The following is a 21,008-nucleotide window of genomic DNA, read 5'->3' on the forward strand; positions in this document are numbered from 1 at the left end:
AGAGAAAAAGAGGGGAAGCACATATGTCCGAAGGCTGGAACATCTTGGTGGTTGATGACGAGCCTCCAATTAGGGCTGAGCTACGCTATCTGTTGGAAAAGGATATGCGTGTGGGTCAGATTGCCGAGGCGGGCAATGTCACCGAAGCCGTGGAGTCGATTCTGTCGAATAAGCCCGACGTGCTGTTTTTAGACATTACCATGCCCGGTCGCTCGGGAATTGAGCTTGCCGAGACGCTGCAGAACCTAAAGACGCCGCCGGTGGTTGTGTTTGTGACGGCGTTTGCCGAGTTTGCCGCCGATGCGTATAACCTCGATGCGGTCGACTATGTCGTCAAGCCGGTCGAGGACGCACGCCTGTCAAAGGCACTCGACAAGATTGAGGCAGCCTTGGGTGCCCGTCGTGTTATCCACGCTCCGCGCCAGCCTTTGCGTCTGACGGTGGACCGCGGGGGCAAAAAGGTGTTCATTCCCGCCGCAGACGTCTGCTACTTTGAGGCGCGCGCCGATTTTTGCAATGCCATCTGCGCCGAGGGAACGTACCTGATCAATGAGTCGATCTCTTCGCTCGAGCGTCGCTTGGTCTCCGAGGGCTTTATTCGCGTTCATCGCAGCTATCTGGTCAATTTGGAAGACGTGCACAATGTTGAGATCGGTTCCACGGGTCTTATGGAGCTCAGGCTCGACCACGTGAACTCGACGGTGCCGGTGTCCCGTCGTCGTGCCGCCGAGGTCAAGTCGCACCTGGGGCTTGCGTAAGAGGCTTGCGTGCCGTCGTTTACCATCGCAGGTTTGGCATGGGCGCGCGGTGGGCATAATGGGTGGCATCGAATGAAATCGAAAGGATCATTATGCCCGCGCTTATCACCCATCATCTGTTTGGCGAGGAAAGCATCGACCGTCTTCCGCAGGGCGTCATCGCGTCCGATGAAGAGCGCATTGCCTTTATCTTGGGCAACCAAGGCCCCGACCCGTTCTTCTTTCACATTCTGACACCGCGTGTTTCCGACTGCACGCTGCTGGCACAGGTCATGCATCGGTCGCGCATGTCTCGTCAGTTTGCGTGCCTGCGCGACGGCGTGTCACATCTGCTGCCGCGCGACGCCAGCTTGGGTCGCGCCTTTGCGCTGGGCCTGCTGTCTCATTACGTGCTCGACCGCAACGCCCATCCCTTTGTCTATGAGCAGCAGTTTGGCATCGTGGAGTCCGATTCAGAGCTTGAGGATTCGAGCAGTCAGGTCCATGCCGTGATCGAGAGCGACCTGGATGTACTGATGCTGCAGCTTAAACGCGATGGCGCTACGGTCGACGATTACCCGCCGACGGGCGAGATCGTCACCACCGATCGCATCAATCGCGTGGCCGGCGTGCTGATGAGCTATGTTGCCGGACGCGTGTACGGCATTGACATTCCGGCGGGGGAGTACGGTGCTGCCGTTGCCAATATGCAGCGACTTTACCGCGCGATTGAGCCGGCCGGCTCCGCAAAGACGTGCGCGATCTCGCTGGTTGAGGGCTTGGTGCACGACTACTCGCTGCTCGACGGCCTTGCCCATCGCGTGACGACGGAGCTGCCCGAGCGCACCGGTAACCTGGGCCATCTGACATGGAAGAATCCCTTTACCGACGAGGTCTCGAACGAGAGTTTCCCCGAGGTCTTTGATCGCGCGCTGGTCGATTACGAGTGCACGGTCGCACGTTTTATCGAGACCGGTGACATGGATGCCGTGACCAGTCACGTCAACTACAGCGGTCGCGTGCTCAATGCCGATGAGGAGTTCGACCGCGAGGAATAGGGCCCGTGCGTGCCCCTTTGCCGAATCCTTACCGGCGGTTCTGGACAATTGGGGTACGATGAACTAACTGCATATCGGGCGAATACGAAGGGTCCCTGTCCATGAAATACACCAAGCTCGAGCGTAACTGGGTTATGTATGATGTGGGCAATTCGGCCCTTGTGCTGCTCAATACCTCGGTGGTGCCCATTTACTTTAACGCCATCAATACCGGCGCTTCCTCGGCCGACCTGGTGGTCGCCTGGGGCAATGCGCAGACGATCGCCTCGCTGGTCATCGCCATGCTCATGCCCATTCTGGGCGCGCTTGCCGACTACGCCGGCAACAAGATCAAGTTCTTCTTGGGCTTCTTCCTCACGGGCCTGGTGCTTTGCCTGGCGCAGGCTATCCCAATGTCCGCCATGGCATTTTTGACCGTGTACGTGCTGTGCACCATCGGCCTTAACTCTTCTATGACGTTCTACGACGCCATGCTGCCCGACATTACGACCGACGAGCGCATGGACGCCGTGTCCAGCTCGGGCTATGCCTGGGGCTATATCGGTTCCACCGTGCCGTTCGTCATCTGCCTGGCGCTCATCATGGGTGGCCCCGCTCTTGGCGTCCCCACCATGCTGGCAACGCGTCTGTCGTTTATCATCACTGGTGCCTGGTGGCTCATCTTTACCCTGCCGCTCATTCGCACCTATAAGCAAAAGTACGGTCGCGAGCACGGTCCCGAGGACACTATCGGCCACATCGTGGGCGGTGTGTTCTCCGAGGTCGGACACACCATGCGCGAGATCGCCCACAACAAGACCGTGCTGGTCTACATGATCGCGTTCTTCTTCTATATCGACGGTGTGCACACGGTCATTTCCATGGCCACCAGTTACGGATCGGCCTTGGGCATCGATTCGACGCAGCTGGTGCTGGCGCTGCTCGTTACGCAGTTCGTGGCCTTTCCGTCCGCCATCATCTACGGCAAGCTCGCCGGACGCGTGGGCACGCTCAACATGATCCTGGTGGCGGTCGCCGCCTACATGGGCATTGTGCTGTTCGCCGCGTTCTTCCTAAAGACCGCCTTTGAATTCTGGGTGCTTGCCATTATGGTCGGCCTGTTCCAGGGCGGCGTGCAGGCGCTCAGCCGTAGCTACTTTGGCCGCATTATCCCCAAGGAAAAGTCCAACGAGTACTACGGCTTCTTTGACATCTTTGGTCGTTATGCAAGCGTTATGGGCACCTTCCTGGTGTCGGTCGTCACCTCGCTGACCGGCAACCCGTCGCTGGGCGTCCTTTCCATTGGTGTGCTGCTGGTCGTTGGCTTTATGCTGCTGGTTCGCCTGTCCCGCATGACTCGGGCGGCAGAGCATGCCGCATAGGAGCGAGCGGCTATTGTGCCTGTCCACGGTACTCTTTTGGGGTTATCCGCAATAAACATTGCGACTTGCGAGCAATGATTTGCCCAAGTGGGTATGATGGAATCAGCTAGGTCGCGGGGCGTCGCCTGTGTTTGGCGGCGTCCCGTTTTTGTGTTGCAGGGAGGGTAAGGCATGAACGCCACGGTCGTGATTCCAACGTATTGGGCGGGCGATGACGCTTGCGCAAACGCCCCTGGCACCTATGACCATTCGACGCGACTCAACGCCGACAATCCCGAACTCGACCGCTGCCTGGCCTCGCTTGAGCAGGTACGTGACATCCCGCGCATCATCCTTTTGGTGGTCTGTCCCGTTTCTGCCACAGCCGATGTGTCGCTGCGCGTGCACGAGATTGTCGACGCGCATCCCACGCTCAAGGTCACCGTTGTCACCAACACCCAGGCCTCGCGCATCGCAGACCGGGTTGCTCAGATCGCGCCCAAGGGTTCGGGCGAGTGCGTGAGCCTGCGAGGCTACGGCGCCATCCGCAACATGGGGCTAGCCTGTGCCGCTGTGCTGGGGCATGACGCGGTTATCTTTTTGGATGACGATGAGACTGTCATCGACGCCGACTTTATGAAGCGCGCGACCTATGCGTTGGGGCAGCAGACGCGTCAGGGCTTGCCGATCTTGGTCAAGAGCGGCTATTTCTACGATCGCGACGGCTCGCCGCTGGCTCCCACGGACAAGGCGGGCATCTGCCACCGTTGGTGGACCAAGCGCATCGAGTTCAACCGTTGGATGAAAAAGGCGCTCTCGGGCACCCGCATCTCGCGCTCCAACTACGTGTGCGGCGGCCTGATGGCCCTGCACGCCCGCGCCTTTACGCGTGTGGCCTTTGACCCGTTTATCACCCGCGGCGAGGACTTGGATTACCTCTTTAACATGCGCATGTTTGGCTACGACGTGTGGTTCGATAACGAGTGGACCGTGCGCCATCTGCCTCCGGAGTCCGAAAAGCGCTCACCGCGCTTTATGCAGGATGTATACCGTTGGTACTACGAACGGGCCAAGTTGACATTCGCCGCGCATCAAAAGGAGCTCATTCCCGTTACGGCGGCATTACTCATGCCCTACCCGGGCCCGTGGATTTCGCGCGAGCTCGACGACCGTGTGCGCAAGACCGCTATGGTCCGCAGCGTGTTTACCCGCGAGCATGAGGGCTACCTGCGCATTTGGCGCCATGGTATCGGTGAGGCAAAGGCCTATGCGCGCCAAAACGCTGCAAGCTACCTGCGTTTCCAGAGCTTTTGGCCCAAGATCATGGACGGGCTTTGGCGCGACGTACAACTGATCAGTATCCTGGAGGGGGCCGAATGATCGACCGCCGCGCCCAGCGCGATAGTTCAATATCAATCTTTCGCATCATTGCCGTTGCCTGCGCCATTTGCGTGCTGGTGTACTTTATTTTTGCCTTGGTGACCGGTATCGAGCCGATCGCCACGGTGATTGCCTGCGCGCTACTGTGCATCTTTCTGTGCATCTTTATCTTTTTGACGCTCAATCCCGATTCGGTGCGCTCCCAGTACACCGAGGAGACGCTCTCGGTGGCCTCGGCCATGCTCGAGGACATTAAGGGCGGTCTGACGCAGGAGTCGGCGCGTTTGGTGTGCCGGCGCATTTTGCCCGAGACGCGCGCCATGACGGTGGCCATCACCGACGAGGGCAACGTGCTTGCCTGCGCGGGAGAGTTTGAGGAAAAACTACTGCCAGATTCTCCCATCCACACGCTTGCCACGCGCTACGTTATCGAACATGGCATCGTGCAGTCGTTCAACCGTATGGTGGATGTCGTGGGCTCGGACGGCTCGCACAACCAAGTCCCCGCCGGCATTATCGCCCCCATCAAGGTGGGCGATCGTACCGTCGGCACGCTCAAGTTCTACTACAAGACCCCGCGCGCCGTCGACCGTACCCAGTACGCGCTTGCCTCGGGCTTTGCCGAGATCTTGTCCACGCAGCTCGCTATCCACGAGCTCGAGGTGCAAAAGGAACTCACGGCGCGCGCCGAGGTGCGTGCGCTGCAGGCGCAGATTAACCCGCACTTCCTGTTCAACACGCTGAACACCATTGCATCGTTTACGCGCACCGATCCGCTGCGGGCCCGCGAACTGCTTCGTGAGTTCTCATCGTTCTATCGTGCCACGCTCGACAACTCGGGATCGCTTATTCCGGTCTCGCGCGAGGTTGCACAGACCAAGCGCTACCTTACCTTTGAGAAGGCCCGCTTTGGCGAGGACCGCGTGCTTGCGACGTTCGATGTGTCCGAGGACGTGGAAGATACGCTGGTGCCGGCGTTCGTGATCCAGCCGATTGTCGAGAACGCCGTGCGTCATGGTATGGGCGATGACGACGCCCTGAGGATCGACGTGACCGTTCACCAAGACGGCGAGGATGCAATCTTGATTGCCGTGGCCGATAATGGCGTGGGCATGGATGAGGGTACCGCCGCCAGACTGTTTGACGAACGCTCTGCCCGTCCCGACGCCAGCTCTCCCCAGGGTGGCGGCGCCGGTGTGGCCATGCACAATATTTCGGAGCGCATCCATCGCTTTTATGGGCCGCACTCCTATACGCGTGTCGAATCGGCGCCGGGCAAGGGCACCAAAGTGCTCCTTCATCTTGATTTGTCAGAGAGCATCTTCGACATTCAAGAGTAAAATAAAAGGCTACGGGCTCAACGTCATGCGACGGATGCCCGGCGTAGTTAGTTGACGAAAGGTTTTATCCCTATGCTGCGTGCGATGATTGTGGATGATGAGGCGCCGGCTCGCTCGGAGCTTCGCTTCCTGCTCGAGCAAACGGGCAAGATCGGCACGATCACGGAGGCGTCGAGCGTCCGCTCCGCCATCGAGATGCTTATGGAAAGTCGCGTGGATGTCGTGTTTCTCGATATCTCGATGCCCGGTGCCTCGGGCCTGCAACTTGCCGAGGCGCTGCATAAGCTCAAAAATCCGCCGGCGATCGTGTTTGTGACTGCGTATAGCGACCATGCGGTCGAGGCATTCGACGTGGATGCCGTCGATTATCTGATGAAGCCGGTCGAGGAAGCTCGCTTGGATCGCGCGATCGAGAAGGTCATGCAACGCGCCAAGCTGGTTACGGACAGCAAGGTGACCATCGAGCGTATCCCGGTGGAAAAGGGCGGCCGCAAGGTGCTCATTCCCGTGGACGACATTAGCTTTATCATGGCCAAGGACGATTACTCTTGCATCTATACCGTCGATGATCGCTTTTTGTCGACGACCTCGCTGGCGCAGTTTGAGGCTAAGCTCTGCGATTTTGGCTTCTTCCGTGTTCACCGCCGCTATATCGTCAACTTGGCGTGCGTTACGGACGTCGAGACGGTGCCCTCGGGCGCCATCCAGCTGGGCATTACGGGCGTCGACGAACGCGTGCCGGTTTCGCGCCGCCGCGTCGTGCCGCTCAAGAAGGCCCTGAGTCTCTAGCACACTGGCCCCGCAGCCCTGTAGACCCATCGTCTGCGGAGCCGTGGGGCCTTTTTTGTATGTATCTGCCGAATCGTTTTTTGCGGAAGGGATCCCATGAACAGTGCAAGCGCCAAGCGCATCGACATCATCTCGGACACCCACGGCTATCTTTCGCCTGCGCTCCTGGATGAGCTTGAGGGCGCAGACCTGATTATCCACGCCGGAGACCTCACGTCAGAGATGGACTACGAGCACCTATGTACCATCGCCCCCGTGCGGGCTGTACTGGGCAACAACGATTACTACCGCGACTACGGCCCCGATGTAGACCGTCTTGCACTCTTTACCTACGAAGGCCTCAAATTCGCCGTAGCTCACTACCGCGAAGACCTTCCGGTGGGATCCGTAGACGTAGCCATCAACGGTCACACCCACGTAACCAAAGAAGCCCAAGTGGGCCGTTGCTTAGTCCTCAACCCGGGCAGCGCCAGCTACCCCAGAGGCACCCGAGGCCCCACCATGGCCAGAATGCTAGTAAAAGACGGCAAGATCATAAGCACCAAGTTTATTGACCTAGACTAACCGCAACAAAAACGGGGGATGCACAATGCATCCCCCGTTTTTCTTTAAGCCAAAGGCCGAAATTCAACAAGATTCATCAGACCAACCCCGCCGAGGAGCACGCGGGCTAGCCGCGCGCGGCGCACGCCCGCAAAACTGGTTGAATAATGTGACGGCAGGGAGGGTCTCCGGGGCTGAGGGCGGGGGTTAAGTTTGTCGCGAGTTCCGCACGCAAAGGAAAGCACTTAATGTGCTTTCCGTCTTGCGCAGGACTGTAGGGCAGCAAACTTAACCCCCGCCCTCAGCCCCGGAGACCCTCCCGGATGGCCCCGAAAAATTTTTTCAAAAAAGTTGTTGCGCGTCGGACAGACTTCTGTGTATACTAATCCCCGCAGCGCACGCGAGCGGAAACAAACGCGAACGTCTGCCTGGGGAGTTAGCTCAGTTTGGTTAGAGCGCCGGCCTGTCACGTCGGAGGTCGCGGGTTCGAGCCCCGTACTTCCCGCCAACGCAATTAAAGCCACGTCTTCGGACGTGGCTTTTTGCGTTTGATGCACTTTGTTTCGATAGAACGATCGCCCTGGCGCATCTTCGCCCAGAATCCCCGCGTCTTCGGGAACGCAAGTAAAATCCAGTAAGTATATCTGTCTAAACAACAGCTTTGTTGCGCAACACCTGTTCAACGAGGCAGGGGGTTAGGTTATACTAAATTGCACTGTAGGCCGCATCTGATGCATTTCGCTCCAAGCGCGGCACTCAGTGGATATCCTATTTATCATTTGGATGTCCTAGCGGTCATTTAGCGTCTCGACACAAGCTCGGCCCCGGAGCTCGTTCGAGCTGTTCGTATTCCTTGAAAGGGGAAAAATGGACATATCGAGGAAGACTGATTACGCCCTTCGTATGCTGGCGATGCTTGCCGAGGATCCGGAGCGTTTGCTTTCTGTTCGCACCGCTGCCGAAGAGGTCAATGTCCCGTATTCGTTTGCCCGCTCGATTCAGCACGGTTTGGTCCAGGCCGGTATTGTGGAGAGCCTGCGCGGCGTCCACGGTGGCATGCGTCTCAAGGTCAGTCCGGACGATGTCACTATCCGCCAGGTCGTCGAGGCCGTTCAGGGTCCTATGGTTATGAACGATTGCACCGCGCCCGATGGTGACTGTGCGCGCATGGGCACGTGCTGCTATCATCCCCTGTGGGCCGGAGCCCAGGCGTTGATGCGCGACTACCTCGATTCCGTTTCGCTCGGCGACATCGTCGCTCACCGCCAGTTCCCGGCCGTCGATCCCAAGTTCGCCGACCGCGAAGCGTTTCCCGAGTACGCCACCTGCGCGTGCGCTTACCGGGAGGAATAGCGCCGCATAAGGAGCATAGCCATGATTCAGGACCCCTTTCGTTCGATGATTCGTTCGGAAGGGGTCCTGCGTTATCGCGACCTTCCGTGGCGCCGCACACGCGATCCGTACATCATTTGGCTTTCTGAGGTCATGCTGCAGCAAACGCAGGTGCCGCGTGTGGAGGCGCGCATGCCGGTGTGGCTCGATCGTTTTCCGACCGTGCAGGCGCTTGCCCAGGCCGCGCCTTCCGATGTTTTGGACGCTTGGCAGGGGATGGGCTACAACCGACGCGCTCTGGCGCTTCACGGGGCCGCTCAGCGCGTTGTAGAGGACTGGGACGGGGAGTTTCCACACGAGACGCGTGACTTGGTCGCTCTGCCTGGTATTGGCCCGGCAACGGCGCAGGGTATCCGGTCGTTTGCGTTTGATCTTCCGGGCGTGTATCTGGAGACCAATGTGCGCACGGTCTTTCTGCATCACTTCTTTCCCGATGTACCGGCTGTTCCCGATCGCGAGCTGGTGCCGCTGATTCAGGCGGCCTGTCCGGCGGCCCTCGGTGCGTCGGCGGACGAGATCGCTCCCTTTGCCGTGCCGCTCGATGATGCCGACACGCCGCGCGCGTGGTATTACGCGTTGCTAGATTATGGCGCATATCTAAAAAAGACGTTGCCCAATCCGTCCAGGCGGTCGGCGGGCTATAGCCGTCAGTCCAAGTTTGAGGGCTCGCGTCGCCAAAAGCGCGCGCATATCGTGCGTATGTTGCTGGCAGCGCGCGATGGGCAGCCGGCGGGGATTACGCTTGCTGATGCCGTGGTGGGCGTTAACGAAATGGAGACGGCAGCCGGTCGCGGGCCGGTCGAGTGCGACTTGATCGCGGGCATTCTAGCCGACCTGGAGCGTGAGGGATTTTGCCGAGCCGAGGGCGATCGCTGGCTGAGCATCTAGCCTATGCAAATCTGAAGAACAGGATTGTAAGGTTTAAATTCGCGGCTTGAGGGCATCCTAAAGACAAGGTCGCTCAAAGCCTATGGGCGGCACGTGTTGAAGGGAAGTACACCTATGGATTTTGAGAATTCCCAAACCAAGAAGAACCTCGAGACCGCTTTTGCCGGTGAGTCCCAGGCACACACCAAGTATCGCTACTACGCATCCAAGGCCAAGAAGGATGGCTACGTTCAGATCTCGAATATCTTTGCCGAGACGGCGGGCAACGAGTCCGAGCACGCCAAGCTGTGGTTTAAGTATCTGCACGACGGCGCCGTTCCGGACACTCTGGACAACCTGCGCGACGCCGCCGCGGGCGAGAACTACGAGTGGACCACGATGTACGACGAGTTCGCCAAGACCGCCGAGGAGGAGGGCTTTGCCGAGATCGCCGAGAAGTTCCGTGGTGTCGCCGCCGTCGAGAAGGCCCACGAGGAGCGCTACAACAAACTCGTCGAGCGCATCGAGTCGGGCGAGGTGTTTGAGCGCGAGGGCGTAAAGGTGTGGAAGTGCCTGAACTGCGGGCACCTGCACGTTGGTGCCGAGGCGCCTGAGGTGTGCCCGGTGTGTAACCACCCCAAGGCGTACTTTGAAGAGCAGGTGGTGAACTACTAGCGCTTGGCGCTGGCGTGAGCTGGGCCGGGAGGGCCGGACTACCTTCCCTCCTCGCTCACGGCTTCGCAGGGTCGCGTTGAGGGAAGGTAGTCCGGCCCTCCCGGCCCGCTTTGGTTCGTTGCGTGCTCGCTACAGAAAAGCTGATAACTAAGTTTGTGTGCCGCCCCTATCGGGGCGGCACGCTTTTATATGGGGGCTGGTTGGGACGGCAGCGTTCATGGGTGGGGTACACTGGGTGGCGACTTTTAGTTTATCTACTACCTGATGGGGTGTTTTTTATGGGCAAGAAGTCTCGGGCTCGGGTTGCTGCGGCGGGAACTCGCAAGGATCCTGGTCGTCGGGTTGCCGAGGGTAAAAAGGCCGATCGTGCTGAGAAGGACAAGAAAGTCGGCGCGCATGCTCATCCTGAGTGGGCGCCTCATTTGAATTCGGCTAGTGAGGACTTGACCGCCAAGCTGTTTACGATGGTCGAGGTCATCTTGGGCGTGGTGCCTGTGGTGGTCATTGGCCTGTTCCTGGCCTCTAAGGATGCCACGAGCGTGGATAAGCTCACCGAGGTCTTTTCGCAGGAGCCCTCGATGGTGGTCACGTTTATTTCTGCGTGCTTGCAGCCGTTTGTGGCGTACATGCTGTACATGATTTATCGCAAATACTGCGAGGGCGATGCGGGCTTTGCCGCCGGCAACCTGATCGGTCTTTTGTGCTCCGAGATCCTACTGCTCAATATCCCGGGCGTCATCGGTATGGGCATCTTGCTGTGGCGTGTTTGGCGCAACGTCGCCCCGCACTTTGAGAGCTGGTTGTTTGAACGCCGTGCAATGGGCGTGCTGGCAGACATCGCCGGGTCGCTCGTGATTCTCGTCTTGGCATTTATGTGCGCCACCGCCGCCCGAGGTCTCGCAGGCATGTAGTCTGTCCTCACCGACCACGGAGCGCAGGGCGGGGAAACCTTTGCCTCTCGCTCACGGCTTCGCAGGGTCGCGCGAGGCAAAGGTTTCCCCGCCCTGCGCTCCGGCGTTGAGTCGTCGCATGCTCGTTACAGAAAAGCTGATAATAAGTTTGTGTGCCGCCCCTTTGGGGCGGCACTTTTTGTGTGGGGTCCCTGTCTCCACAATTTCCGTCAAGCTTTTGGTTAGATTTTGGTCAGTTGGCGTAAGGGTGGAAGGCCAAAAGATTGATGGCGAAAAAAGCTCAGAGAAAGTGCTGGTAGGGGAGTTGTTGAGCTTTTCGACAGCTTTTGAGCAAAAGAAACTTTGTGGCTATTGCCGGCGATTGCGTTGTCGCGGTCATGGCGGTGCGGGATGCTGGTCGTAAGCGTCGAATGCTCCGATTTTGGAGGCCAGCATGGATCTGTTTCTTGAGACTCCGCAGCAACAAGCTGAGCGCATGCTGCGTCAGCAGCAACGACTCATGGAGATGCAAATGCAAGGGGCGGCAGCCCAGCCCTTTGCGCAAAATGTCGTGCCCGCTGCTGTACCTGCAGCTGTGCCCGGGTGCGAATCGGCACCAGAGGCCTATTCCGTACAGCAAGATTCATATGCGCAGGAGCTCGCGTTCGACAAGCGTCGTGCGCGTCGTCGCCGCGTGGGCCAGCGCCTGCGCACATTGGCGATGATCGTGCTCATTCCGCTAGGACTTGCGGCGATTTTCTTGGTCTCGTATGCGCTCACCTGCATCCTCAACGGTGCTTCGCCCAGCGAAGTGCTCCAACATCTGTCAGCCCTCGGCCAGCGCCTAGGCGATGTCATAACAACAATCCGCGCCGGCTGGGAGAGTTAGCGTTTGTCACATTAGGACTTCTAGGGTGTAGGGATTATCGCCACGAGCGGAATTCTTGCATCCTGTGGGTCCTGTCGTGCGACTGAATAGTATTATTGAAGATGAATAATAATATGATTTGTTATGTATAAGCAGGATTTAGAACAGACTCTTTTGGGCATTGACGAAGAGGCGGAGCTGGAAATAGGTCCAAGAGACGATAGGCCGAGCGTTGTATTGGTGGGAGGAAGCGCCTTCATGCTAAACGATGTGACGAATCGGTCGGTTACACATGGCATTGATGTGTTTGAGGCAGACAGGTGCCTCCGCGAGATCATAGCTCGATACCCCGAGGTGAACGGTATGGCGGTGGCATATTGCAACCAGATGCCATTCAATTACGAAGATCGTTTGATTCCGTTAGATATTGGGGCGCGTTTTATCAGGTACTTTACGCCATCCTTGGAGGACCTGGCGGTAATGAAGCTCTATGCCTATCGACCGAACGACATCGTCGATCTTCATAGTCAGGCATTCGTCGACCGACTTGATTGGGGGTTGCTCGAACGGCTTATATTCGACGAGGGAGAGGCGCTGGCGTCGTCGCCTTCGGAGCGGAGTTATCAAGAGATGGTCTGCGCATACAGGCAATACAAAAAGGAGGTGCTCGGTTGAATCTGACCTTTGAGGGATTCTTAAAAGGCTATTGCCGAGAGCTATCCGGACAGCAGTCACTGAGTTTTAGAAAGCTGGTTGAGCGGGCAACGACGGTTGAACCGCGTGTGGCAGAGCCGCTGTTTTTGCTTGCTTTAGCGCAGGGCAAGGCCGAGTACGTCTTGGGTTTATCCGAGGGCTTGTGGATGGAAGAGGGCTATCGAGGCGTTTTGTCCTTATACAACCAGGCGGGCAGTCTTGTGTCTCTGTGCGCCAAGGACGATCTCCCTAATCGTTATGCCAATGTTTGGCACGCGTATCGAGGGGTAAAGGAAAAACCGGCGGCGGACAGAAGAGTCAATGCCCTGATGCGCAAAAGAACGTTGGAAGCATTAGCGGGTTCGAGTTTGTCGCGCTATGGTCTCTGCCGCGATCTGCACCTGAATAAGGGAAACGTGTACGCATATTTAGCCGGCGACGACTCAAAAGTAAGTAGGGAGACGGCGCGCCGCATTATGGAATATGCGGAAGAGAGGGGCGCGGGAGAGCGGGACGAGTGCTCCGTGTGTGTGACGGGGTAAGATTGATCGCGGTTTTGATTGGTGCTCGATTGGGTTTGTTGGGCGGAGTTTATGTCTGCTATTGATATTGTGCTTGTTGTGATCGCCTTGGTGGCGGTGGGGGTTGCTGTGGCTTGCGCCCTCCAGCTCAAGAGCCTGCGTGCCGAGTTGCGGGAGCGTGGCGACAGTAGCGCGGAAACGCTGGCAGCACTCGAGCAGGCCAACAACGCGCTCGATGCCCTGAACGTCGCGCTGGCCGAAACTCGCCGCACGGCCAATGCCATCGCGCAGCAGCAGACGACAGATGCGGCCGTGGAGCAGCAACGTTACCTGACCATCGCACGTGAGTTTTCGCAAGCTGGTGACCGGATGGATGACCTGCGCCGCGAGACGGCCCAACAGCTCGGTGCCAACCGCGAGGGTATCGAGCATCGCCTGGACAAGGTGCGCGAAACGGTCGATGCTCAGCTGGGCGCCATCCGCAAAGACAACAACGTGCAGCTCGATCAAATGCGTGCGACGGTGGACGAGAAGCTCTCCCGCACGCTCAACGACCGACTGTCGGCATCGTTTAAGCAGGTGAGCGACCAGCTCGAGGCCGTGTACAAGGGCCTGGGCGACATGCAGTCCATCGCCACCGGCGTGGGCGACCTTAAGCGCGTGCTGGGCAACGTGAAGGCGCGTGGCATTTTGGGCGAGGTGCAGCTGGGTGCAATTCTGGCGGACATCCTTACGCCCGACCAGTATCTGGAAAACGTCGCCACCAAGCCCGGCGCCTCGGAGCGCGTTGAGTTTGCCGTCAAGCTGCCGGTGGACGAGGGCGATCCCGTGCTGCTGCCGATCGACTCCAAATTCCCGGGCGACGCGTACGAGCACTTGCTCGACGCGCAGGAGTCGGGCGATGCGGAGACCGTGGCGGCTGCGCGCAAGACGCTCGACACCATGGTCAAGCGCGAGGCAAAGGACATTTGCGAAAAGTATCTGAGCGTGCCCGCAACGACCAACTTTGGCATCATGTTCGTGCCGTTTGAAGGGCTGTACGCCGAGGTCGTCAGCCGCTCCGGGCTTATCGAGACCCTGGGCCGCGACTATCACGTCAACGTTGCCGGCCCCAGCACCATGGCGGCCATTCTCAACAGCCTGCAGATGAGCTACCAGACGTTTAGGCTGCAAAAACGCACCGACGATGTACTGCGAGTGCTCTCCGCCGTCAAGGCCGAGCTGCCGCGCTATCAAAAGGCGCTGCGCCGCGCCCAGCAGCAGATCGAGACCGCGGGTAAAACGGTCGAGGGCATTATCACCACGCGCACCAACGTCATGGAGCGCAAACTCAAGGATATCGACGCGCTGGAAGACGCCGACCAAGCCGATGAGATCTTGGGACTCACGCCCGCGGGCCTTTCCACAGACCAAGAAGACGAGGACTAATTGCAACAAGGCAGCGGGGCACCGGCGCAAACGCGGGCACCCCGCTGCCTTTCACATCGCGCTTGCCTGAAGTGCGCTTTAGTGTGCAACAATGGCGTTTCGCCCTATCAGACGCGAAAGGAAGCCCATGTCTCAGAGAAACACCAGTCCGCTGAAACGCTCCACCGTGCGCCGCACGCTGCAGCGGTTTTGGGGTGTCACGCGCACGCAGCCGCTGATTGTCTTTCTCTCGGTGTTCTCGTCGGCGGGCTACATCTTTTTGCTGACGTTTGCCAATACCTATGTGATGGCCCTCATTGTCGACCGCGTTCAAGCCGGTCCCGTGGCGGGTGATCAGGTGTTTGAGGTCTTCGGCCCCTATATCCTGGCGCTCGTACTCGTTAACCTGGTGGGCCAAATCCTCTCCAAGCTGCAGGACTACACCGTCTACAAGCTCGAGATTGCGGGCAACTATCACCTGGCGCGCCTGTGCTTCGACACGCTCTCCAATCAATCCATGACATTTCACACCAGCCGCTTTGGCGGATCGCTCGTGAGCCAGACGAGCCGTTTTATGAGCGGCTATACGGGGCTGGTCGACGTGACGGTGTATTCGCTCATCCCCACCATCACCTCGGTCATCTGCACGGTGGCGGCGCTCGCCCCGGTGGTGCCGACGTTTACCGTGATCCTGGTGTGCATCATGGCCGTCTACATCGCGTTTGTCTGGCTTATGTACAAGCGCATCATGCCGCTTTCGGCCGCGACGTCCGCCGCGCAGAACAAGCTCTCGGGCGTGCTCTCCGACGCGGTCACGAACATCTTGGCCGTCAAGACCTGCGGGCGCGAGGACTTTGAACGTGATCTGTTCGACGCCGCTGATCGTGCCGCGCGCGATGCCGAGACGGTCTCGATGCACGCCATGATGCAGCGCAACTTTACGACCTCGGGTCTTATCGTCATCACCATGGCCGTGGTGAGCGTATTCGTGGCGGGCGGCAACGCGTGGTTTGGCATCTCGGCCGGCTCGCTCGTCATGATCTTTACCTACACCTATAACCTCACCATGCGCCTGAACTACGTAAGCTCCATGATGCAGCGCATCAACCGCGCGCTCGGCGATGCGGCCGAGATGACGCGCGTGCTGGACGAGCCGCGTTTGGTGGCAGATGACCCGGACGCCCCCGAGCTCAAAGTGACCGAGGGCGCGATTGATTTTGAGCAGCTGAGCTTTGCGTACCGTGACGCTGCGGCGGGCGAGAGCGTGTTCGATGACCTGACACTTCATGTGGCGGCGGGCCAGCGCGTGGGTCTGGTGGGCAAATCGGGCTCGGGCAAGACGACGCTCACCAAGTTGTTGTTGCGCCTGGACGATGTACAGGGCGGCCGCGTGCTCGTGGACGGCCAGGACGTCTCGCGCTGCACGCAGCAGAGCCTGCGCCGTCAGGTTGCCTACGTGCCGCAGGAGGCGCTGCTGTTCCACCGCTCCATTCGCGAAAACATTGCCTACGGTCGTCCCAACGCCACTGATGAGCAGATTCGCGAGGCGGCTCGCTTGGCTAATGCGACCGAGTTTATCGACCGCTTGCCCCGTGGCTTTGACACTATGGTGGGCGAGCGCGGCGTCAAGCTCTCTGGCGGTCAGCGTCAGCGCGTGGCTATCGCCCGCGCCATCCTAACCGACGCGCCGATTCTGGTGCTCGACGAGGCGACGTCTGCCTTGGACAGCGAGTCCGAGGCGTTGGTGCAGGAGGCGCTCGAGAATCTGATGCGCGGCCGCACCTCCATTGTGGTGGCGCACCGCCTGTCCACCGTGGCGGCGCTTGACCGCATTGTGGTGCTGGCCGATGGCGAGATTGTCGAGGACGGCACGCATACGCAGCTCGTCGAGGCGGGTGGCGAGTACGCGAGCCTGTGGAGCCGTCAGACCGGCGCATTCTTGGAGGCGTAAGCGTCTCGGACGTGGGACAATTGTGCCCATAAGTTTATTGTGCCGTTGAGCCGAGGAGTCGTTATGCCACGCGAGACCAATGCCGCCAAACGCGAGCGCGCCGTTGAGGTGTGTGAGCGCCTCAACCGTCGCTATGGCCCGGTCGAGTGCTTTTTGGACCACGAGAATCCCTTCCGCCTGCTGATCGCGGTGTTGCTCTCGGCGCAAACGACCGACGCGCAGGTCAACAAGGTGACGCCGAAGCTGTTTGCCCAGTGGCCCACGCCCGAGGCCATGGCCGGGGCGAGTGTGGCTGACGTGGCAGACACCATCAAGTCACTCGGCTTTTATAAGAGCAAGGCCAAGCACGCCGTGGAGGCCGCGCAGATGATCGTCGCCGACTATGGCGGCGAGGTGCCGGCCGACATGAAGGAACTCGTGAAGCTGCCGGGCGTGGGACGCAAGACGGCGAACATCGTGCTCAACGTGGGGTATGGCATCGTGGAGGGCATTGCGGTGGACACGCACGTCAACCGCATTGCGCATCGCCTGATGTTGAGTCCCAAGACACATGCCAAGGAGCCGCTCAAGACCGAGCAGGATCTGCTCAAGATTTTGCCGCACGAGTATTGGGAGTCGGTCAACCATCAGTGGATCACCTTCGGTCGCGAGATCTGCGACGCCCGCAAACCCAAGTGTGACGAGTGTCCGCTGGCAGATTTGTGCCCCAGCGTGCGCGTAGCGGGGTAGGGCGGAACGCATCTTCGTCTGGCGTTTTTTGCGGGGCCGGGTTTGCTCTTGAGCCGGAGTCCTCTCCATGCGCTACCATGACAGGCAATGAAATCCGCCGCATACCCGCCGAGCTTGCCCCGGCGGGCTTTTGGCGTTGCAATGCCGGAGGAACAGCATGCTCATTCACCGTATAGCCGCGCAGCTCTACACTGCCGAGGCCTTGCAGGCCGTCGAGGCCGGGCTCGATGCTGGCGAGGACGTGACGCTGGCTGTGTCGCAGTCGGGCCGCACGCTTATGGCGGCCGCCCAGTTTGCGCGCCGTCCGCGCCCGACGGTCTATATCGTGAGCGGCGAGGATGCGGCCGATCGCGCCGCGCGTAGCCTTGCCGCCTACGTGGGCCTGGCGCACGTGTGTCGTTTTCCTGAGCGCAAGGACTATCCGTGGCGCGAGCAGGCGCCGGACGACGCCGTGGTGGCGCAGCGCTGCGAGGCTCTGGGGCGCATCGTGCGCGGGGACAACTGCATCATGGTCGCCTCGGCTCGCGCGCTGCTGCGCTGCGTGCCGCCGGTCGAGAGCCGCTACTGGGAGTCCACTACTTTTGCGGTGGGCGAGGAGATTCCCTTTGACGAGGTGCCGCAGCGCTTGGTGGGCATGGGCTACACCAATGCCGGCGCCGCCGATGCGCCCGGCTTGTTTCGCGTTCACGGCGACACCGTCGAGGTGTTCCCCGCACAGGAAAAGGCACCCGTGCGCATCGAGTTCTTCGGCGACGAGATTGACCGCATCCGCCGCATGGTGAGCTCCACGGGGCAGACCATCGGCAACGAGGACAGCATCGAAATCTTTCCCTGCCGCGAACTGGCACTCACCGACGAGGCCGTCCACAACATGCATGTGGCGCTCTATCGCGCCAGCCAGGATGACAGCAAACTGGCGGCGCTGCTCGAGATGGTGGATGCGCGCATCGTCACGCCCGAGCTCGACCGCTTTTTGCCGGTGATGTACGGCCAGACCGTAAGCCCGTTGGCGCACGTGAGCGGCAAGGCGCTCGTGGTTCTGTCCGAGCCGCGCTCGCTGTTCGACGACTGCCTGCGCGCCTACGAGGATATCGAGGCGCGTGCCGGCGAGGCAGGGATTGACCGCCTGGATGGTCTGTACGTGCGCGCTCAACAGCTCGATTTTGGTGCCCAGCAGCGCTTGAACTACGTAAGCCTCATCCGTGCCGGCGGTGCGGTGACGGCCGAGCTCAAGATTGAGCAGCCTGCTATCGCAGGCTCGGACAACCGTTTTATGACGCGCGTTCAGGAAGTCGTGGGCAAGCGCTATGCCTGCGTGTTTGCCATTCCCGACCGCGGCGCGCGCGAGTCGATGGAGCTCACCTTTGGCGACGAGGGCATTACCTTTGAGGAATCGCTGACGGCCGCGCCCGAAAACGCCGGCGTCATTGGCGAGCGCGTGCGCGTGGCGGCGGCAGATTCTGCCGATCGTGCTGCCCGTCAGGATGCTCATGCTGCAATTCGCGAGCGTAAGGCTGACGCGCTCAACGCCCGCTCGCTCGAGGCGGGCGCGGCCCAGGCTGCCGCCGGTGCTGCCGTGCCCACTATCTCGCGCGGACGCGTGACCTTTGTCGATGCCGCCCTGCCGCAGGGCGTGGTGGTGCCCGATGCCAACCTGGCCGTGTTCTCGATCGCCGACCTCAACGCCCGTATGGATGCCAACCGCGCGCGCAGCCGCCGCAAGGTGGACATTACGCAGATCACGTTTCCGTTTAAGCCGGGCGACTACGTGGTGCACGCCACTCACGGCATCGCGCTCTTTAGCGAGATCGCGCGCCAGGAAGTGGGCGGCAAGGAGCGCGACTACTTTTTGCTGGAATATGCCGACGGCGACAAGCTCTACGTGCCGCTCGAGCAGGTCGACCGCATCACGCGCTATGTTGGCCCCGACGGCGACAAGCCGCGCCTGACCAGGCTCAACACCGCCGACTGGACGCGGGCTACCAACAAGGCGCGCAAGAATGCCAAAAAGCTGGCGTTTGACCTGGTCGACCTGTATACACGCCGCTCGTCGATTACCGGTATCGCCTGCCCGCCCGACACGCCCGAGCAGATCGAGATGGAGGAGAGCTTTCCCTACGACGAGACGCGCGACCAGCTGGAGGCTATTGCCGACATCAAGGCCGACATGGAAGCGCCCAAGCCCATGGACCGCCTGCTGTGCGGCGACGTGGGCTTTGGCAAGACCGAGGTTGCCCTGCGCGCGGCGTTTAAGTGCGTGGACTCCGGCCGCCAGGTCATGGTGCTCTGCCCCACGACCATTCTGGCCCAGCAGCACTATGAGACGTTCTTTGAGCGCTTTGCCCCGTTTGGCCTCGAGGTCGAAGTGCTCAGCCGCTTCCGCACCCCGGCGCAGCAAAAGCGCGCGCTTAAGGCGTTTGCCGAGGGCACGATCGACGTGCTCATCGGCACGCACCGCTTGCTTTCTGCCGACGTGAACCCCAAGAACCTGGGCATGGTGATCATCGACGAGGAGCAGCGCTTTGGTGTGCAGCACAAGGAGCAGCTCAAGAACCTGCGCGAGCAAATCGACGTGCTCACGCTTTCGGCAACGCCTATTCCGCGAACCATGCAGATGGCCACGAGCGGCGTGCGCGACATGAGCCTGATCACCACACCGCCGACCGGGCGTCGTCCCGTGATCGTGCACGTGGGGGAGTACGACCCCGATGTGGTGAGCGCGGCGATTCGTCTGGAGGTGGGCCGCGGCGGCCAGGTGTACTACGTGTCCAACCGCGTTAAGACCATCGATGACGCCGTGGCGCGCGTGCATGAGGCCGCGCCCGAGGCGCGCGTGGGCGTGGCACACGGCAAGATGAGCCCGCGCGAGGTCGAGGACGTGATGATCGAGTTCGCGACCAAAAAGATCGACGTGCTCATCGCCACGACCATCGTGGAGAGCGGCATCGACAACGCGACCGCCAACACGCTGATCATCGAGGATTCGCAGCGCCTGGGTCTGGCGCAGCTTTACCAGCTCAAGGGCCGTGTGGGCCGCTCTGCCACGCAGGCCTACGCGTACTTTATGTTCCCGGGCGAGCTGCCGCTCACCGAGGAGGCCACGGCGCGCCTGACCGCACTTTCCGAGTTCCAGGATCTGGGCAGCGGCATGCGCATCGCCATGCGCGACCTGGAGATTCGCGGCGCCGGCTCGCTTATGGGCGCCGAGCAGCACGGCAACTTGTCGAGCGTGGGCTTTGACCTGTTTACGCAGATGTTGGGCCAGGCGGTAGCCGAGGCGCGCGGCGATGACGACGCCGGCGTGGAGGCGGCGAGCGTGGGTATTAACCTGCCGGCCGACTACTTCTTGTCCGAGGAGTACCTGCCGGCGGTGGACCAGCGCGTGCTCGTGTACCGTAAGCTCGCAGCGGCCGAGGACCTGGAGAGCATCGACGAGGTGCAGGAAGAGACCGAGGCCGCGCATGGCGAGCTGCCGTTGGCGGGACTCAACCTGTTCAATCGCGCACGCATCCGCATTCGTGGCGAGCGCCTGGGGCTCGAGAGCGTCACGCTCAGCGGTGGGCGTATCACGTTTTTGGGCGTCGATGTGCCCAAGAAGGTGGCCTTTGAGCTAAAGACTCGCTATGGCGCGGTAAACTTCCCCAAGAGCCGCAAGCTGTCGGTGCCCTACAAGGCGGGCGCCGGCGCGGGCAGCGGCCTGGGCCGCGGTCTCGACGCCAACGACGGCACCGGCCCGGTGGCGGCGGCGCTCATGCTGCTGCAGCAATTAGGTGCTAGCGACGACGACTAACGGGTCGACGCTGCAAACACCCCATTTGGGCACTCTGG

At 60.4% G+C, this 21,008-nt stretch carries 18 protein-coding genes and 1 tRNA gene; all 19 read left to right on the forward strand.

All coding sequences use genetic code 11. The features are described 5' to 3' along the window. Positions 1-23 precede the first annotated feature (23 nt). The 19 genes from I2E45_RS06285 to mfd all read left to right on the forward strand — a co-directional run bounded on the left by I2E45_RS06285 (position 24) and on the right by mfd (position 20,970). A complete protein-coding gene (locus I2E45_RS06285) occupies positions 24-758 on the forward strand; it encodes a LytR/AlgR family response regulator transcription factor (RefSeq protein WP_195445074.1) in 735 nt (244 codons plus the stop codon). 92 nt (positions 759-850) lie between these two features. Beyond that, a complete protein-coding gene (locus I2E45_RS06290; protein WP_195445077.1) occupies positions 851-1,795 on the forward strand; it encodes a zinc dependent phospholipase C family protein in 945 nt (314 codons plus the stop codon). Between the two features lie 101 nt (positions 1,796-1,896). Further along, complete coding sequence (locus tag I2E45_RS06295; protein ID WP_195445079.1) at positions 1,897-3,156, forward strand: MFS transporter; 1,260 nt, start codon at positions 1,897-1,899, stop codon at positions 3,154-3,156. Between the two features lie 171 nt (positions 3,157-3,327). Next, complete coding sequence (locus I2E45_RS06300; RefSeq protein ID WP_195445081.1) at positions 3,328-4,515, forward strand: glycosyltransferase; 1,188 nt, start codon at positions 3,328-3,330, stop codon at positions 4,513-4,515. After that, a complete protein-coding gene (locus tag I2E45_RS06305) occupies positions 4,512-5,855 on the forward strand; it encodes a histidine kinase (protein ID WP_055310084.1) in 1,344 nt (447 codons plus the stop codon). The genes I2E45_RS06300 and I2E45_RS06305 overlap by 4 nt, the downstream gene beginning before the upstream one ends. 72 nt (positions 5,856-5,927) lie before the next feature. Beyond that, on the forward strand, positions 5,928-6,644 hold the full coding sequence (locus I2E45_RS06310; RefSeq protein ID WP_195445084.1) for a LytR/AlgR family response regulator transcription factor: 717 nt from the start codon (positions 5,928-5,930) through the stop codon (positions 6,642-6,644). A gap of 96 nt (positions 6,645-6,740) precedes the next feature. After that, a complete protein-coding gene (locus tag I2E45_RS06315) occupies positions 6,741-7,208 on the forward strand; it encodes a YfcE family phosphodiesterase (protein WP_117821523.1) in 468 nt (155 codons plus the stop codon). 409 nt (positions 7,209-7,617) lie between these two features. Further along, a tRNA-Asp gene (locus tag I2E45_RS06320) sits at positions 7,618-7,695 on the forward strand. Positions 7,696-8,054: 359 nt separating this feature from the next. Beyond that, positions 8,055-8,540, forward strand: coding sequence for an RrF2 family transcriptional regulator (locus I2E45_RS06325; protein WP_195239506.1), 486 nt, complete (start codon positions 8,055-8,057; stop codon positions 8,538-8,540). Between the two features lie 21 nt (positions 8,541-8,561). Beyond that, positions 8,562-9,467, forward strand: a complete 906-nt coding sequence (locus tag I2E45_RS06330) for an HhH-GPD family protein (protein WP_195445086.1) — start codon at positions 8,562-8,564, stop codon at positions 9,465-9,467. A gap of 114 nt (positions 9,468-9,581) precedes the next feature. Next, complete coding sequence (gene rbr, locus I2E45_RS06335) at positions 9,582-10,121, forward strand: rubrerythrin (protein ID WP_117634424.1); 540 nt, start codon at positions 9,582-9,584, stop codon at positions 10,119-10,121. Positions 10,122-10,399: 278 nt separating this feature from the next. Then, positions 10,400-11,032: a hypothetical protein gene (locus I2E45_RS06340; protein ID WP_195445087.1), complete on the forward strand. Its 633-nt coding sequence runs from the start codon at positions 10,400-10,402 to the stop codon at positions 11,030-11,032. Between the two features lie 433 nt (positions 11,033-11,465). Next, complete coding sequence (locus tag I2E45_RS06345; RefSeq protein ID WP_195239509.1) at positions 11,466-11,900, forward strand: hypothetical protein; 435 nt, start codon at positions 11,466-11,468, stop codon at positions 11,898-11,900. Positions 11,901-12,023: 123 nt separating this feature from the next. Then, positions 12,024-12,554, forward strand: coding sequence for a DUF6036 family nucleotidyltransferase (locus I2E45_RS06350; RefSeq protein WP_229058865.1), 531 nt, complete (start codon positions 12,024-12,026; stop codon positions 12,552-12,554). Next, positions 12,551-13,114: a transcriptional regulator gene (locus I2E45_RS06355; RefSeq protein ID WP_195445089.1), complete on the forward strand. Its 564-nt coding sequence runs from the start codon at positions 12,551-12,553 to the stop codon at positions 13,112-13,114. Before I2E45_RS06350 ends, I2E45_RS06355 begins: the two co-directional genes overlap by 4 nt. A gap of 51 nt (positions 13,115-13,165) precedes the next feature. Further along, positions 13,166-14,521, forward strand: a complete 1,356-nt coding sequence (locus I2E45_RS06360; RefSeq protein WP_022095168.1) for a DNA recombination protein RmuC — start codon at positions 13,166-13,168, stop codon at positions 14,519-14,521. A 127-nt stretch (positions 14,522-14,648) separates the two neighbouring features. Beyond that, on the forward strand, positions 14,649-16,451 hold the full coding sequence (locus I2E45_RS06365) for an ABC transporter ATP-binding protein (protein ID WP_022095167.1): 1,803 nt from the start codon (positions 14,649-14,651) through the stop codon (positions 16,449-16,451). 63 nt (positions 16,452-16,514) lie between these two features. Beyond that, on the forward strand, positions 16,515-17,180 hold the full coding sequence (nth, locus tag I2E45_RS06370) for an endonuclease III (protein WP_006235145.1): 666 nt from the start codon (positions 16,515-16,517) through the stop codon (positions 17,178-17,180). Positions 17,181-17,337: 157 nt separating this feature from the next. Continuing rightward, positions 17,338-20,970 (forward strand): transcription-repair coupling factor, encoded by a 3,633-nt coding sequence (mfd, locus tag I2E45_RS06375; RefSeq protein WP_006235144.1) that lies wholly within the window; start codon positions 17,338-17,340, stop codon positions 20,968-20,970. Positions 20,971-21,008: the final 38 nt, after the last annotated feature.

It is taken from the genome of Collinsella aerofaciens, from assembly GCF_015555045.1.
GTDB classification, from domain to species: domain Bacteria; phylum Actinomycetota; class Coriobacteriia; order Coriobacteriales; family Coriobacteriaceae; genus Collinsella; species Collinsella aerofaciens_W.